Annotated in this window: 14 protein-coding genes; 13 read left to right on the top strand and 1 reads right to left on the bottom strand. The window is 72.1% G+C overall.

The features are described from left to right. Positions 1 to 75: 75 nt before the first annotated feature. A complete protein-coding gene (locus TR48_RS23615) occupies positions 76 to 258 on the bottom strand; it encodes a hypothetical protein (protein ID WP_042370606.1) in 183 nt (60 codons plus the stop codon). Between the two features lie 518 nt (positions 259 to 776). Here TR48_RS23615 and TR48_RS23610 point away from each other — a divergent pair. The 13 genes from TR48_RS23610 (at position 777) to TR48_RS23545 (ending at position 15,346) form a co-directional block, all read left to right on the top strand. Then, positions 777 to 1,784: a conjugal transfer protein gene (locus TR48_RS23610; protein ID WP_052442931.1), complete on the top strand. Its 1,008-nt coding sequence runs from the start codon at positions 777 to 779 to the stop codon at positions 1,782 to 1,784. Positions 1,785 to 1,843: 59 nt separating this feature from the next. Continuing rightward, positions 1,844 to 2,161 (top strand): hypothetical protein, encoded by a 318-nt coding sequence (locus tag TR48_RS23605; protein ID WP_042370604.1) that lies wholly within the window; start codon positions 1,844 to 1,846, stop codon positions 2,159 to 2,161. Continuing rightward, positions 2,158 to 2,799, top strand: a complete 642-nt coding sequence (locus tag TR48_RS23600) for a hypothetical protein (RefSeq protein WP_052442930.1) — start codon at positions 2,158 to 2,160, stop codon at positions 2,797 to 2,799. Before TR48_RS23605 ends, TR48_RS23600 begins: the two co-directional genes overlap by 4 nt. Positions 2,800 to 2,805: 6 nt before the next feature. Beyond that, entirely contained in the window at positions 2,806 to 5,439 is a 2,634-nt protein-coding gene (locus tag TR48_RS23595) for an ATP-binding protein (protein ID WP_042370602.1), read from the top strand. Then, positions 5,436 to 7,970: a hypothetical protein gene (locus tag TR48_RS23590; protein WP_042370600.1), complete on the top strand. Its 2,535-nt coding sequence runs from the start codon at positions 5,436 to 5,438 to the stop codon at positions 7,968 to 7,970. The genes TR48_RS23595 and TR48_RS23590 overlap by 4 nt, the downstream gene beginning before the upstream one ends. Continuing rightward, positions 7,967 to 9,085 (top strand): C40 family peptidase, encoded by a 1,119-nt coding sequence (locus TR48_RS23585; protein WP_052442929.1) that lies wholly within the window; start codon positions 7,967 to 7,969, stop codon positions 9,083 to 9,085. The genes TR48_RS23590 and TR48_RS23585 overlap by 4 nt, the downstream gene beginning before the upstream one ends. A gap of 290 nt (positions 9,086 to 9,375) precedes the next feature. Continuing rightward, on the top strand, positions 9,376 to 9,693 hold the full coding sequence (locus TR48_RS42220; RefSeq protein WP_152628138.1) for a hypothetical protein: 318 nt from the start codon (positions 9,376 to 9,378) through the stop codon (positions 9,691 to 9,693). Further along, positions 9,690 to 10,580 carry a hypothetical protein gene (locus TR48_RS23575; RefSeq protein WP_042370598.1) on the top strand — a complete coding sequence of 297 codons (891 nt, stop codon included), beginning with the start codon at positions 9,690 to 9,692 and terminating at the stop codon, positions 10,578 to 10,580. Before TR48_RS42220 ends, TR48_RS23575 begins: the two co-directional genes overlap by 4 nt. Positions 10,581 to 10,660: 80 nt before the next feature. Then, positions 10,661 to 11,341 carry a hypothetical protein gene (locus TR48_RS45720; RefSeq protein ID WP_152628137.1) on the top strand — a complete coding sequence of 227 codons (681 nt, stop codon included), beginning with the start codon at positions 10,661 to 10,663 and terminating at the stop codon, positions 11,339 to 11,341. Positions 11,342 to 11,637: 296 nt separating this feature from the next. Then, complete coding sequence (locus TR48_RS23560) at positions 11,638 to 12,276, top strand: ATP/GTP-binding protein (RefSeq protein ID WP_152628136.1); 639 nt, start codon at positions 11,638 to 11,640, stop codon at positions 12,274 to 12,276. Between the two features lie 31 nt (positions 12,277 to 12,307). Continuing rightward, on the top strand, positions 12,308 to 12,976 hold the full coding sequence (locus TR48_RS23555; protein ID WP_042370592.1) for an SAF domain-containing protein: 669 nt from the start codon (positions 12,308 to 12,310) through the stop codon (positions 12,974 to 12,976). Continuing rightward, entirely contained in the window at positions 12,973 to 13,806 is an 834-nt protein-coding gene (locus tag TR48_RS23550; RefSeq protein ID WP_042370590.1) for a hypothetical protein, read from the top strand. Before TR48_RS23555 ends, TR48_RS23550 begins: the two co-directional genes overlap by 4 nt. Beyond that, a complete protein-coding gene (locus TR48_RS23545) occupies positions 13,799 to 15,346 on the top strand; it encodes a TadA family conjugal transfer-associated ATPase (RefSeq protein ID WP_042370588.1) in 1,548 nt (515 codons plus the stop codon). The genes TR48_RS23550 and TR48_RS23545 overlap by 8 nt, the downstream gene beginning before the upstream one ends. Positions 15,347 to 15,680 lie beyond the last annotated feature (334 nt).

Genomic DNA, 15,680 nt, shown 5'->3' with positions numbered 1-15,680 from the left:
GGCCGCGCTCGCAGCGCGGCCGCCACTACGCACGGTGGTGCGTGTGCGCATCTCAGTGCTGCGCAGTGCCGGCTGCTACCACCAGTGCTCGATGTGCACGGCGACGGTGCGCGCGCACTTCACGGCGACGGCGACGGCTATGCGCACGGCGACGGCCCCGCGCATGTCCGTGGGGTCGATCCACGGCGAGCGCGTCGGCTCGTTTCCGCGCGAGTGATGCGGACGGCGCGAGCGGTGCGGGTGCTTGCGCTTGGGCATGGACTACCTCCGTGAGTCGCTGACGCTGGATCACGTCGGCACCGGGGCTCTGCTTGCGCCCGGGGTGCCGACGCGGCGGATGCTTGCGGCTGACGAAGGCTCCACCAACACCCCGATCCGGCGATCCGGCCGGGCCGCGGCTGCGGCAGTTCTTGCGGCCGGTGGAGACCGCGTTGCGGGGGCCTGGGTGGGCGGATCCGGGTCTTGGTCCAATCCCGGGCCTCTGGTAGAGGGCTTCGGCCCGTCGGCCGCCGGGAGTTGCTGGATCCGCTGGTTACCCGAGGGGCCCAGGGGTCACCGGGAAGGTATCCAGTGCAGTTCAGAGGCTCTGCCGCACCGCCAGCCCACCGTCGCAGAAGAGGACTGGTTACCTTCCGGCTGAGCGGGACTGGTTACTGGTTACCTTCTCGTCGTTGCGGTTTCGTGATGCTCGCCGGGTGGATCTGGTTACCGGAGCGGTGACCCTGCGGGGGTTTGGTCAGGACAGAACCCGACCGAACCCCGGAGGCAGACTCCTGATGTCCCGCTCCCCCGCCCAGCCGGTCGACGACTTCCCTGAGGACGTCGTCGACGACATCGACTCCGGCCGCGCCTGGCGCCAGGGCCGGGCGCGCCGTGCCGCCGTGTGGGCCGCCCTCGCCGCCGGCCCGCTCGCGCTGTTCGCGTCCTGTGCCTCGACGCGAGTCCCCGCGCACACCTCGACCCGGGCAGCCGCCAGCGCGGCCGCTCCCGTCGCGGCGCAGGATCCCTCCGGGTTTGCGCAGCTGTTCGTTTCGCTGTGGCTGCGCACCGACAGCAGCGCCGACGATGCGCACCTCGCGGCGCTTCGAGGGTTCGCGCCGAACGTCGAGCTGCGCACCGCGCAGGGCACTGGCTCTGCGATGTCGGTCGCGCAGTGCGCGTCCGTGCGCAGCACCAGGCTCCGTAGCGGCTACTGGTCGGTGGTCGTCGGATGTGAGACCGACATCGGCGGGCAGGCCGCGATGCGGTACTTCGCCGTCCCCGTCGAGATGGACCAGTCGGCCGCAGGGGTCGGGTCGCTGGCGGTGGTCACCCAGCCCGCCGCGGTCGCAGCACCTGCCCCGGCCGGGGTCCCGCAGACGCTGTATCCGGCCGACGCGGCCGCCGGTACGCCGCTGGCCTCCTCGGTCTCCGCGTTCATGACGGCGTACCTGACCGGACAGGGCGACGTCACGGCACTGCTGTCCCCCGGCGCCCGCGTCCCCGCGCCGGCCTCGGCGCTATACGGGCAGGTGCAGGTCGGTCAGGTCGCCGTCGGCCAGCCGGGGATGGACGCGCCGGTGCCCGCGGACGGCACGACGTGCCAGGTCTGGGTGCAGGTCACGGCGACCGACCAGAACGGGACCGCCTGGCCGCTGGGCTACGCGCTGCGGATGCGGGCCCGGGCCGGCCGCTGGGAGGTCGCCGCCCTCGAAGCCGGTCCCGCCCTGTCCGTGCAGGTCGCTCCCGTGACGTCTGCCTCCGCATCCGCCGGGTCGGCCAGCCCCACGGCAACGGCTCAGTAGCCCGCGCCCTCCCTCCTTCTTCCGCTGCCTTCCTCACCTCTCACCCCTCGGAGTCCTCTGTGATCGAGCACCTGTACATGGCCGGCGCCTTGCAGAACCTGGGCAACAACGTGATCGGAGTATTGGCCGGCTGGGCCAAGCCCGCCCTGGAGGCGATCGTCGGCCTGGTCATCGTCGTCAAAATCATCCAAAGGTTCAGCATCAAGGCCGGCATCGGGGTCGCTCTTGCCGCCGTGGTCTGCCTGGGCATCTACAACGACCGGGACAACCTCGGATCGGTCGTCACCAACGAGCTCCAGTCCGACACCCACGGCCTGGCCCAGCTCCACCACCCCCTCCAGGTCCTCCCCGGCACGGCTGCTGAGGTTCGCCGGTGAGTACCGCCTCCGTCGGAGTCCCGGTCGCGCGCTCCTACACCCGGGCGCGCCGCCATCCGTGGGTGCTGGGCAAGCTCGGCGAGATCCGGCTGTGGCTGGGCCCCTACACCAGGGCGCAGCTCGTGGTCGCCGGCGTCGGCCTGCTGGTGCTGGGCAAGACGATCCCCTTGTGGTGGCCGCTTTTCGGGCCGCTTCCGCTCGTCGGGCTCGGGTTCGCGGTGTGGGCGGCGCGCTGCGCGCGGATCGGCGGGCGGGTGCCGGAGGCCGCGGTGTGGGGCTGGGTCCTGCTGCTGGTCCAACCGCGGGGTGGCCGTATCGGGGGCCGCCCGGCCCGCGTCCCGGCCCCACGTCGACTGGACGGCGGCTTCTTCCTCACCGAAACCGCCGCCCCGCCCGCACCCAGCGACGCCCCGCTGGTGCGGCAGACCGACCGGGATCCGTCGGACCACCGTTTGCGAGTCCGGACACCGTCGACGGGGCCGCTTCCCTCCGCCCGGCCCAAGGTGAGGCGCCCGCGCCCCTCGGGCCGACCGCGCCTGACGTCGGCAGCCACCACGACGGAGGCGGTCGCCGTTCCCCGCTCGCCGCTGGACCTGCTTTTGGAGCAGGCCGGCGCCCGGACATCCGAGAGGTCCTGACCCGAGATGCGTGTTCCGATCCGTCACATCGTCGACAACCTTCTGTGGTCGACTTCCGGCACCGCGTGGGCCGTCTTCCGGATCAACGCGACTACCGGCCGCTACGCCCCGGCGCGGGCCCGCGCGGAGCTGACCTCCCGGCTGACGTCGATGGTCCGTCAGCTGGCCGGTGCGCCGCGCTGGTACGGGCTGGCCGCGCGCATCGACGCCGGCGAGGTCGTGGCGCGCATGGTCGACGGTGTCGACCTGGACCGGCACCCGGCCTGGGAGGAGACCGCGGAGGCCTGCTTCGCACTACTCGCAGGCGATGAGATGTACCGGCGCACGCACTGGCTGGCCATCCCGCTCAAGGCGCCCACCCGGCAGGCCGCCTGGGCGGGTCAGCTGTCGGCGACGTGGACGGAGGTCGCCGACCTGCTGGGCCTGGCCCCGGTGCCGGTGGCCGAGCAGGAGGTCGCCGCCTACCGGCAGCAGGCCCGCCACCTGGCCGCGACCCTCGCCTGCGGGCCCGCGCTGCGCCCCGCGCGCCCGGCGGAGATCGTGTGGATGTGCCGGCACGCGATCAGCCGGGGGCTCGCGGAGCCGCTGCTGCTGGAGGCCGAGCACGCCCCGACAGGCGCAGGCCGCATCATCGGTGGGACGCTGCGCTCCCCCTCCTACCTGGACCTGGGGCAGGTCCGGCTCACCGAGGGCGGCCGTCCCGCCCCGACCGACAACCCCTCCCGGGATCTCGGGAAGGGCCGGGCCCGGGGGCTTCGGCGCGCGGACGGGACATCGTTGATCTCGCGGCGCTGGCTGGAGGTGGAGAGCGAGGCCGGGACCTCCTACCAGGCGCAGCTGGTGGTCGCCGAGCAGCCCGCCGCCGCGGCGGCGGCGTCGGCGGATGTGCTGGCGCAGTTGGAGGTGTGCCCGTTCCCGGTCGACTACGTCATCGACCTGGCGGTGGTGCCGTCGGAGAAGGCGAAGATCTCGGTTCGGCGCAAGAAGCGGGAGTTGGTGGACCAGGCCGACCAGTACGGGGCCGAGACCTCGGGGTTGCCGGACAGCATCTACAACGCGGCCGGCGACCTGGGCGAGGAGAGCAGCCGCCTGGAGCAGACCACCAGCGAGGTCGAGGTCCAGTCGGTGACGGCGCTGACGGTGTGGGCCACCACCCCGGCAGGGGTCGAGCAGCGCGCCCGGACCCTGGCCGGAGCGTTCACGGGCCTGAACTACCAGATCGTGCGCCCGGTCGGCAGCCAGGAGACCCTGTTCTCCCTGTCCCTTCCCGGCGCGGTGGCCTCCCCGCGCCTTCGGGAGTTCCGCCAGCACGAGCTGTCCGGGGACTGGGCGCTGCGCGGGGCGGCGACCAGCGTCGAGCTCGGTGACGAGCGCGGCGCGCTGGCCGGGTTCAGCCTCGACAGCGGCACCGCGCTGCCCGTGCTGATCGACCTCGCCGGCGCCCCCAGCCGGAACCGGTCCGCCTCTTTGGGTGTGGTGGGCGAGCTCGGATCGGGCAAGAGCATCCTGCAAAAGACCCTCGCGATCGCGGTGGTGGACCGCGGCGGGCAGACCATCGTGATTGACCGCACCCCGCTTCGCGAGTGGGCCGCCTTCGCCACGGCCGCCACCTCCGGTCGGGCGCAGATCGTGGACGCCGCGACCGCGACCGTCAGCATCGACCCGCTCCGGTTGTTCCCGGCCGCGGACGGGGCGCGGTGGGCGATCAGCTACCTCACCCTGCAGCTCGGCGTCGGCGCCATGTCCCCCGCCGGGGCCCTGCTGTCGCACGCGGTCCACCACGTCGCCGCCACCGACGCACCGAGCATGCGCGCCGTCCTCGACTACCTGGCCGCCCTCGCGGGAGAGGACCAGGCGAGTCGCCGCGCGCAGGAGGCCGCGCAGCTGGCGGACATGCTCTCCATCGTCGCAGAGGACCGCTTCGGGCAGATGGTCTTCGACCCCGCGCTGCCGGCACTGCGGTGGCAGGACCTCACCGGCGACATGGTCGTGTTCACCACCTCCGGCCTGCTGCTGCCGTCCAAGGAGGCGCTGGCCGATCCGAAACTGCTGGCCCAGCAGCCGCTGGAGGCGCTGATCGGGCGCGCGGTGCTGTACCTGGTCGCGGCTGTCGCGCGGGAGGTGGCGTTCAAGCGCCCCGACCGGTTCGGGTGGATCAACGTCGACGAGTGCTACTGGCTGACCTCCTCCACCGAGGGCGCGAACCTGGTCCACGAGATCGTCCACGACGGCCGTAAGCACAAGGCGGGCGTCGGCCTGGGCTCGCACGACCCACTCGAGCTCGGCGATGAGACCACCCGAGGGCTGCTCGGCTACAAGGTGGTGATGCGGCACACCGACCCTGCCCTGGCCCGCCGCTCACTCGACTTCCTCGGCCTGGACGGTTCGGACCCGCAGCTGCTCGACACGGTGACCGGCCTGTCCCCCGGCGGCGCCCAGGACCGGCAGGAGGAAGAGGTCGAGGACCGGCAGGGCGAGTGCCTGCTGCGCGACAATGCCGGCCGGATCGGCCGGCTGCGGGTCGAGATCCCCCCGGTGCCGCGCATCGAAGCGAAGATCCACACAACCCCAGCTCGAAGCGACAGCGGATCGCCCGCGCCCGCGCTCGCGCTCGCGCAACTGAGCGGAGCACGGGGATGACACAGCGTCTACTGCGGCGCCTGTGCGGCCAGCGCCCCACGTGGTGGCGGATCCGGCAGGCGGGCCTCCTGCTCACCACCGTCGTCTCGTTCACCCTCGTCAACGCCCAGGCGGCAGCCGCGGCCGGGACCGATGGCGGCGGCACGAACGGCGGGATGCTCGCGCCGTTCAACGTCCCCTCGAGCGAGGGCGTGCCGCTGGACCACTACCAGCTGGTCTCCGATCCGGGCGGTGTCACGGATTTCCAGCAGGAGGCCCAGTCCTACTTGATGGGGATGTGCTTCGCGCTGGTGCGGATCGTCGTCGGCCTGGAGTGCTGGCTGATCCACTGGGCGTATAGCTTCCCCGTCACCAAGATGATGGCCGCCAAGTCCCAAGCCCTCGCCGACGGCTACCGCAGCTGGGTCGTCGACCAGCTCGGCCTGCCCGGGATGCTCCTCGCCTGGGCCGTGGTGGTCTGCTCGGTGATGTTCCTGCGCGGCCGCACCGGTCGCGCGTTCGGCGAGCTGGCGCTGACCCTGCTCATCGTCGGCGTCGCCTCAGCCGGGATGCTGCGCCCGGACGTCGTCCTCGGCTCGGGCGGGCTGCTCGACCAGGCCCGCCAGGCCTCCCTCGAGGTCGCGTCCATCACCACCAACCAAGGCGCGGCCCCGCCGCAGACGGTGGATCCGGCGAGCATCTCCGGACCCTTGGAGCAGACCCTCACCTCCACGTTCGTCGTCGAGCCCTACCAGCTGCTCCAGTTCGGCCGCCCGATCCCCAAGGGCGACAAGGCGTACGACACCTACCTCGCCTCGGTCGCGATGAACGGCGGCCCCACCGGCGGCGGCACCCCGGCGAACCCGCACGCCTGCGAGGGCCTGGTCGGCATGCCGGCGCAGGCCTGCCAGCTCGGCCAGCAGACCACCAGCCCGCCACCGAGCTGCGACGGACTGTCCGGCGGCGCGAAGATCTGGTGCCTTCAGGGCACCGGCCACTGCGACCAGCTGTCCGGCGCCACCAAGATCCTCTGCCAGATGGGCTCCAGCGGGAGCAGCACGAACACCGGCGGGGCGAACTGCGACAAGCTCTACGGCCTGGCCAAGCACTTCTGCCAGGCCGCGCCCCCGGCCGACGCGTCGACCGGCGACCAGGCCAAGGCCCTGGCCGACCGGTTCAAGGACGTCGACCCCGCGATCGCCGCCTACATCGGCCCGCCGTCGTGGGACCGGGTGTTCGGCGCGATGCTGCTGCTCTTCGCCGCCTTGGTCGTGCTGCTCATGGTCGTCGCCATGGTCCTCGCGCTGTTCGCCGCGCAGGCCGCCGACGCGCTGCTGGCCGCACTGGACTACCCGGCGCTGGTGTGGGCGATCCTGCCCGGGCCCAACCGCGGCGTGCTGTGGCGGTGGGTCGGCAGCTTCGTCACCTCCATCCTCGTGCTGTTCGCCGCGAGCATCTTCCTGCCCGTCTTCGGGCTCACCTGCTCCGCGCTGCTGGCCGGCGGCGGTCAGGACCTCATCACGAAGATGTTCTTCGTCGACCTGGTCGCCGTCGTCGCGCTCGGCTTCCACCGCCGCATCATGGCCGGCGCCTCCACGGCCGGCTCCCGCCTGGCGACCCGCATGCGCTGGGCGCGGATCGGTGGCTCCGGGTCCGGCGACGACGCGACCCGCACCGGCCAGGTCATCGCCGGGGCGCTGGCCGCAGGACCGATCGGCGGCGGCATGTCGTCGGGGTACGCCCTGTTCGCCGCCGCGGGCAACCCGGCCCAGGCCCATCTCGCCCGCCGCGCTCGCCTGCTGTCCAGCGCCCGGGCCCTGGCCGACATCCCCGGAGCACCCATGCACCCGGGCCGGCTGGTCGGCGACATCGGCCGCGAAGCCGCGCACAGCCTGGCCCCGGCTGTCTTCGCCGTTCGGGGAGTCCATCACGCTTGGAAGGGGCGGGCGCTGACGCCGGAGGAGTTCGAGGCCCGCCGGATCAGGCCCGGCCTCGGGGGCGGGCTCCCGGCCGGCTCCCGGCTGCACAACCGCCTCATTCAGACCCGCGGCGGTCGCGTCATCCTCGGCGGCAGCCGTCTGGCTTGGAATGCGACCTGGGGCGCCACCGTCGGGGCTCCGGCCAACTGGACCCGGGCCCGCCGCAAGATCGCCGCAGGCCGTCGGGAGGTCCGCGGCCAGCTCCAGCACTACAGGCTTGAGAACAGCAACTACTGGCGCAGCGAGTGGAAGCCCGGCTGGGACGACATGACCACCCCGGCCCGCGCCGCTGGGAAGGCTGCCGCGCACACCGGTGCCCGGCTGCATGTCGCCGCCGACGTCTACGGCCGGCCCGCCGCCGAAGCCACCAAGCGGGCCACGGTCAACGCCGCCACCTCGGCAGTCCTGCGCACGGGAGCCAACGGCACCGCCTCCGGCCCGGCCACGGTGCGGCCAGACCGCTCCCACAGCCGGTCGGCGAGCGGTGAGGAGCAGGCCCGGGCGGAGATCCTGCACGCCCTGCGCCGCGCGCAGCGCGAAGCCCGCGGCGAAAGCGGCGGTGACGGGGCGTGAAGAAGCTGCTGCTGCTCGGCTTCGTGACGCTGGTCGGGTTGTCGCTGATGGTGCTGCCGCTCGGCCTGGCCGCCGACAGCTCGGCGACGACCACGGGCGGGTCGGCGGACGGGGTCGCCGGTCTGCCCCCGGTCCTCGGCCAGGCCTACACCCTGGCAGCCCAGAAGGTGCACGACCTGATGCCCTCTTGCCAGGGCATGCGGTGGGAGATCCTGGCCGGGGTCGCGGAAGTGGAGACCATCCAGGCCGCCGGACACCAGATCAGCGTGGACGGCCAGATCACCCCGCCCATCTACGGGCCGCAGCTAGACGGTTCCGGCGCCGGCGGCAACATCGTCCCAGTCGTCAACACCACGGCCGCGGAGCTGCGCCTGGACGCGGGCAGCCACTACGCCCGCGCGGTCGGCCTGTTCCAGTTCATGCCCGCCACCTGGCTGTCCACCGGCGTCAACGCCCGCGGCAACGGCACGCCACCGGATCCGAACAACGCCTTCGACGCCGCTCTCACCTCGGCGGCGTACCTGTGCGGGAACGGCCGCGACCTCACCCAACCCGCCCAGCTCGCCGCTGCGCTGCTGACCTACAACCACTCCGACGCCTACGTGCAGCAGGTCGAGGCCGCGATCGCCCAGTACGACGCCCTCGCCTCCGTCACCGCGACGATCCCGGCGTCTGGGAAAGCGGCGATCGTGCTGCGCGCGGCCATGGCGCAGTTCGGCGTCCCCTACTCCTGGGGCGGCGGCAACGCGACCGGCCCCACCCGCGGACAGTGCTGCTCCCCCGGCGGCCAAGACGGCAGCCGCATCACCGGCTTCGACTGCTCCGGCCTGACCCTCTACGCCTACGCCCAGGTCGGCATCACCCTGCCTCGCACCGCAGCCGAGCAGGCCGGAGTCGGCCGCCGCATCCCCGCCTCAGCCGGACTCGGCTCACTGCGCCCGGGCGACCTCATCTTCTACGGCTACATCCCCGGCGACGACGCCTCCATCTACCACGTCGCCATATACGCCGGCAGTGGCATGCAGATCGCCGCACCGCGACCCGGTGAGGGCGTCCTCGAACAGCCGGTCGACATCAAGTCATCCACCTACGCCGGAGGGACCCAAATCCTTTGAAGACCTCGCACATTCTCACGCTCAGCGCAGCGCTGGCCGCCGTCGGCCTCCTGCTCCTGTCCACGCGGCCCGGCACCGCACCGCACCCACGAAGTGTCGCCGTCACCACTCCAACCCCCAGGACGCCCGCGCCCGTCGCGTCTGTCACCCAGACTCCGGCCTCCCCCATTCCCGCCGCTGCGGCCGCAGCCACAATCAGCCCGGTCACCGCGGAAGCCACTGCCGCGGACCTTCCGAGCAACGCGCTGGCACCGGACGACGGCCCCGGTGGCGACCATCTGGTCCAGGCGATGCTCGACGCTCACAGCCCGCACAACCTTCCGCCCGCAGTTGAGCAGCGCCTGGACCAACTCGGCCGCGCCGTCTGGCTCGCCGACGTCACCGGCGAGGGCCGGGCCCAGTGGCCGCACTACTTCACCGCCGCCGGAGCCTCCGGCTACAGCGGCGTCCGTATCCAGGCCGCCGCCGCGCACGCCACAGGCGCGGGACGGGCAGCGGTGACGCTGATCTGGGCCGGGACCTCCCCTGCCGGGGATCTGGAAGTCGGACTACCCGGAACCGTCCTACTCGCACAGCAGCGCGACGGAGCTTGGGAGCCGGTTCGATGACGACACCCGAGCTCACCAGCCGCATCCTCACCGGGCTGCTGCGACGCCAGGCGGCCGACACGGACCAACTGCTGGCCCTGCTGAGCAAAGAGCAGCCAACGAGCCCGCAGCTCCTGGACGACCGGCTCCAGGCTCTGCACGATCAGCAGCTCGTGGCCCGCTTCGATGGCGTGTGGCTGCTCACCGACGACGGCCTGGCCGTCGCGCGCAGCGACGCCGGCGCCTTCGAGATCGGCATGGGGACTCCGATCACCGCCGCAGCCGCCCCAGGCCGGGGCGCGCGGACCGAGGCCGTGACCTCACTAGCGCTCTCGTTCCTCCGCGCCCACCGGGCGGCGTTCGGCGACGCCCCGTTCGAGTGGGAGTCCGAGCCGCGGCTGCGCTCACGGGACGACGCCGGGCGCTGCCAAGAGATCCACCCGAAGGCCGCGGTGAAGACGTTCACCAACGGACCGCGGGGGCTTGAACCCGTGAGGGCGCTGGTCGATGTGTGGCCCGAGCAAGCGGAGTCGGCCGTCGCCGAGCGGCTCGGCCTGTATGCCGGGCTGGTCGCGGCGGAGCACGATCACTCGGCGAAGGCGCCGTGGCGGCGGTGGCTCGGCAGAGCGCCTCTCCTTCTCATCGCGGTCCCGGCCGGACCGGCGCTCGGCGCTGTTAGGCACGCCTTCCGGGAAGCAGCCGGCGCCGACTCCCGTGTGCAGCGCCTGATCGACAGCGTGCCCATCGGCGTAGCCGCAATCGATGCCGTCGCGGAGGCGGGAGTTGAAGCAGCGCTCTGGTGGTCGCCAGTCGACGGGATCACTCAGGTGTGGCGGATGCTCCGCTGCGGTATGGAAAGCGCGCAAGAGGTGTCATGTGCCATCAGCGCTTGTCACCTTACCGGGTGATTTCCGCCAGTCCGGGGAACCCGACGCGCCTCCATCGACTTGCACAACAAGAGCTGACGGGCACTCGCACCGTGCGACTCTTGACCAACTCAGAACAAGCCATGGCTCAAAGCCAGTACGATCCGTTCAAGATCGTTCCACGCAGAGCAAGGGGGACTCCCACCGTGCGCACCACTGAACGGTCCTTCGCGTCCACACGGACCCGTCGGTCCCGACGTCTGGCCGCAGCCGCCGTCGCAGCCTCCTGCCTGCTCCTGACCTCCTGCGGCAGCTCAACCAAGCCGACGGCTTCCGCCGACAGCGCCGCCCCGGCCCCCTCCAGCGCGTCACCGTCGCCAAACGCCACGGACACAGCGAAGGTGAAGCTCCTGACGGCCTACCAGGGCTTCTGGAACATCCAGGTGCAGGCGTACACGACCGGCAGCCTCGACGGTCTGCCGGTGAACACCTACGCGCTCGGCCCGGCCTTCTACGACATCGAGCAGACGCTGCAGTACTACAACTCGCAGAACCTCGTGATGCGTGGCCGCCCGAAGCTTTCTCCCGAGGTCGTTGCGATCAGCCTCGCGAAGGAGCCCTTCAGCGCGACAATCAGCGACTGCATCGACACCACCAACTTCCTCCCCTACGACAAGTCGACCGGGAAGCCTGCCAAGCTGACGGACAACGTCTTCCGTCACCCGTGGACGTTCACGGCTTCGTTCGACAATGTCCAGTGGCGAATCACAGACGCCAAGATCGACCGGAACAAGACGTGCTGAGGGTGCGGGTCGCCGCAGCAATAGCGGCGGTCGTTGCCCTGACTGTCTGCTTCCTCCCGAGCCGGGCTACTGCGGACGGCGGTGGGGGCGGGGGCGGCGTGAGCTGCGGTCCCCTTGCCGGCAACTGCAGCGTTTCCGCCAGCAGCTCTCCATCACCGGTCGGCGGAGGCAGCGGGGGCTCAGGCGGCGGCTCAGGCGGCGGCTCCGCCTCGTGCTCGTTCCACGGGCAGTCGTTCCCCTGCTACAACCAGCTGTTCGGCTGGTTCGACGGTCAAGACGGCTGCTACTACAAGTTGATGAGCCCCCAGCCGGACGCCAGCAGCGCCCTCTGGCAGGGCCACAAACCAGGTGACGGAGCCATCTACGCGGCCGAGTGCCCGCTGATAAGCGGCAAGGGCCTGCCTGGCGGCAACGCGCAGTGGTTCCAGAACCCGCCTCCTGGCTTCGGCGGGGCCGTGAACGTGCAGGCGTTGGCACAGCAGGCGGTGTCGAAGATGGGCCTGCTGGGGCCGGCGATCGGGATTGCTCCTCCGCCTGGGTCGAAGGGCGTGGTTGGGCTGCCGGTGTGGCTGTGGGACAACGTCTCGGCGACGACGTGGGGGCCGAATTCGGCGTCCGCTTCTGCCGGAGCGGTGACGGTCACGGCGACGGGGAGCGTGACGCAGATCGTGTGGGACATGGGCGACGGACAGTCGGTGACCTGCACCGGGCCGGGTGAGGCGTATCAGGCCTCGTTCGGCAGTGCGCAGCCGCCGTGTGGTCACACCTACACGCAGACGTCCGCGGCAATGCCGGATGGCCAGTATGCGATCAACGCGACGGCAACGTGGGTGGTGAACTGGCAGGCCACGACCGGCCAGACGGGTCAGATCACGGTGACCCGCCAGTCGGCGTCGTCGGTGGTCATCGGTGAACTGCGGGACCTGAACAACTAGACGACGCGCATGAGGAAGCAGGAAGACGCTGATGGCTTTGACGAAGCCGCGCCAGCCGGCCGATCAGGGGCTGGGGCCGGTACCGATCACCACGAGCGTGCCGCGCCGGGCGCGGCGGCCGATGCTGGCCGCCGCGGGCGCCGCGCTGGCCGTGGTGGGCGCGCTGGGCGCGTACGCGATGGTGAACCAGGCCGGTGACCGGGTGCCGGTCCTCGCCTTGGCTCGGGCGGTGCCGAAGGGGCAGGTGCTGACGGCGCAGGACCTGACGGTGGCGCAGGTCGCGCCCGATCCCGCTCTGGCTCCGGTCTCCCAGCAGGATGCTTCGCAGGTGCTGGGGAAGACCGCGACGGCGGACCTGGCCCAGGGTTCGCTGCTCACCCGCGGGTCGGTGGCCGCCGGGCCGGACGTGACAGCGGGCAAGACGGTGGTCGGGGTGCTGGCCAAGCCGGGGCAGCTCCCGACGGGGATGCTGGAGCCCGGCAGTTCCGTCCAGGTCGTCCAGACCCCTGCGCAGGGCGATAGCAAGGCGCCCGCCGCGCCGCTGACGATCCTGGCGAGCGTGGTGTCGGTCGGGTCGCCGGATGCGAACGGCAACAGTGTGGTGGACCTGGCGGTGAACCCGGGGGACGCGCCGCAGCTGGCGGTGTGGGCGGCTCTGGGTCAGGTGGCGATCACGTTGCAGTCGGGGTCGGCGGGATGACGGTCGTCGCGCTGGTCTCCGCCCGCTCGGGGGCGGTGACCGTCAGCGCGCTCGCGATGGCGCTGGCCGCGCCCAGGAAGACGGTGCTGGCGGAACTCGACCCGGCGGGCAGTTCGGTGAGGGCCGGTTTCCTGCAGGGCCACGTCGATGCCTCGGTGGGGCTGCACCGCCTCGCCACCGCGTCTCGGGCGGGGACTCTGGGCAGCCAGTTCGCGGAGCAGTTGGTGTCGCTGGACTCCAGTGTCGGGAACAGGATGCTGCTGCCGGGGCTGACCGATCCGGCGCAGGCCTCGGCGATGACGGGGGTGTGGGAGCACCTGGTGCCGGCGTGGCCGGTGCTGGAACAGAACGGCTTCGACATCGTCGTCGACGCCGGACGCGTGCTGATCGAGTCCGGGGAGCTCTCCAGCGCCCGGTATCCGGCGGCGGTGCTGCGGCGGGCGGATGTGGTGCTGCTGGTGCTGCGCCAGTCCCTGGTGGCGGCGGTGGCGGCGGCCCCGGTCGTCGCGGCCCTCAAGCGTGACCTCGCTGAGCGCGGCACCGGAGTCGAGGCGCTCGGCCTGCTACTGGTCAGTGAGAACAAGCAGCCTCCAGCGGCCGAGATCGCGCACCGGCTCCAGGTCCCGATGCTGGCCCAGTTCGACTGGGACCCGGACACCGCCCGCGCGCTGGCGCACGGGCCGGACCGGCGCGGGCTGACACTGAAGTCGGTGCTGCTGCGGCAGGCCCGCAGCGCCTGGGAGCCGGTCACCGCGCTGGCCGCGCGGCGCCGGACGCAGCTGCATGTGGGCGGCTACGCCCCGGTGCACCAGGGAGGCTTCGGTGGCTGACACCCAGCCGCGCACCACAGTGAACGGCGTGACGGCGGCGACGTCGATCCCGGGGCTGCGCTCCTCGTTCGAGGCCGCTTTGCAGGCGCCGCGGCCACCGGCCCCGTCCCGCGGGCCGGGCGCGGGGGCGGGGCCCGCTGCGCTCCCGGCACAGCAGGCGTCTGCGGGGGTCTTGCCTGTCTCCTTCGAGGAGTTGGCCGAGCTGCGCGGCCAGGTGGCCGGACTGCTGTCGGACCGGGTCCGCGACGACCAGGTCAGCGAGGCCGACCGGCAGCAGCTGGGCTGGCAGCTGGTGGTCGAGGTGGTCGCGAAGTGGGCGACCGACTACAGCGCGAAAAAAGCGCCGCTCAGCGCCGAGCAGGAGCAGGTGATCCGGCGGGCGGTGTTCGACGACCTGTTCCGCGCGGGCCGGCTTCAGCCGCTGCTGGACGACCCTGACGCAGAGGACATCCGCATCGACGGCAGCGACCCGGTCGAGGTGGTCTACCAGGACCGGCCAGTCGCCCGCCTGGCGCCGATCGTCGCCTCCGACGCCGAACTGGTGGAGCTGGTCAACCAGCTCGCCCGGACCCAGGGCCAGGGGGAGCGCTCCCTGTCGCCGGCCAGTCCCCTGCTGCGCATGCGCCTTCAGGACGGGTCCCGTCTCACCGCCAGCTACCTGGTCACGCCCCGGCCGCAGGTCGTGATCCGCAAGCACCGCCTGCGGGACACCAGGCTGGACCAGATGGTGGCCTGGGGCTCCATCGACACCGTCCTCGCGGAGTTCCTCAAGGCGCTGGTGCGGGCGCGGAAGAACGTGTTCGTCGTCGGCGGGCAGGGCGCGGGCAAGACCAGCCTGCTGCGGTCGATGTCCCGCGAAATCCAGCCCGGTGAGCGGATCGGCACCCTGGAGTCGGAGTACGAGCTGTGGCTGCACCAGCTGCCCGGCCCCGGCCCTCAGGTCGTTGCGTTCGAGGCCCGCGAGGGCAACGGCGAGAAGGACGCGACGGGGCGGATGCTCGGCGAGCTCACCCTCTCCGACCTCTTCCCTCATCTGCAGCGCATGTCGCTGCACCGGATCCTGGTCGGCGAGGTCCGCTCCGTGGAGGTCCTGCCCATGCTGCACGGCATGATCGAGGGCGACGGCGGGTCGATGTGCACCGTCCACGCCCGCAGTGCCCGCGCCGCGATCGAACGCGTCGCCACCCTGGTCCTCGAGGCCGGGATCGGGATGAGCGTGGAGCTGGCCTACCGGCTCATCGCCGAGGCCGTGCAGTTCATCGTCCACCTGCGCCAGGTGGATGAGACCGAGATCGGCGGAAGGCGGCACCGGTTCGTCGCCGAGGTCCTGGAAATCACCGGACTCGGGGAAGGCGGCCGCCCGTCCGTGCAGCGCATCTTCGCGCCCAAGGAGGAAGGCGGGCGCCGCGAACCACGCGCCGTGCCGCAGCAGATGCCCGCGTGCATCGACGACCTGGTCCGGGTGGGCTTCCAGCGCGAATGGCTGCTCAACCCGTTCGGCACCTGGACCACTGAGTTGAAGACGGTGACGAACCTGTGAGTATCACGCTGATGGAGTGGATCGCCGCGCTCTGCGCGGCGGCCGCGATGGCCGGGCTGGTCGTAGCGATCGCCGCGTTCGCTGGCTGGGCGACCCCGGAGCACGCACGGCGGCGTGGCACCACGGAGCGAAAGCTGCGCGCGCTGGCCGGGTTGGACGGCGGCCGTGCTCGCGCGGCGTGGTGGCGTACGCGCCGCACCCGCGTCCTGGCCGGGTGCGCGATCGCCGTGGCGGGTGGCTGGTGGACGGCGGCCGTGCCGCGGCGTGGTGGCGTACGCGCCGCACCCGCGTCCTGGCCGGGTGCGCGATCGCCGTGGCGGTGTGGCTGGTGACC

This window comes from Streptacidiphilus neutrinimicus (genome assembly GCF_000787815.1).
Lineage (GTDB): Bacteria > Actinomycetota > Actinomycetes > Streptomycetales > Streptomycetaceae > Streptacidiphilus > Streptacidiphilus neutrinimicus.
The sequence above is the reverse complement of the archived record's forward strand: the minus strand, read 5'-3'. Positions and strand labels throughout refer to the sequence as shown.